We start from the raw sequence: 231 nt of genomic DNA, 5'->3' as shown, positions 1-231 counted from the left end.
ATGGTGATGACGTCACGGCCGGTGCGCTCCCAATCGACCTTGGGGACGCGGAAGCACGGGTCTTTCTCGGTATTTTCAGCGATTTCGGAAAGGGCCGCCGCCTCCAGGCGCAGATCCATCTCGACCTTGGTGGTCTGCTCGAGCGTCCGCGTCACCTCGACGGGCCTGAGGCGCCGGCTGGAGGGAAGGAAGCGCTCCTGCAGGTTGGCGACGAGATACATCGCCTTGATA

General features: G+C 63.2%; 1 protein-coding gene. It reads right to left on the bottom strand.

Annotated features, from left to right (window positions below; genetic code table 11):
• Positions 1-221: AarF/UbiB family protein (locus ACR9ZK_RS23760; RefSeq protein WP_481344362.1), on the bottom strand; the 221-nt coding region annotated here is incomplete at its 3' end.
• Positions 222-231 lie beyond the last annotated feature (10 nt).

The organism is Monashia sp. HAY1-5C, assembly GCF_056755255.1.
The sequence above is the reverse complement of the archived record's forward strand: the minus strand, read 5'-3'. Positions and strand labels throughout refer to the sequence as shown.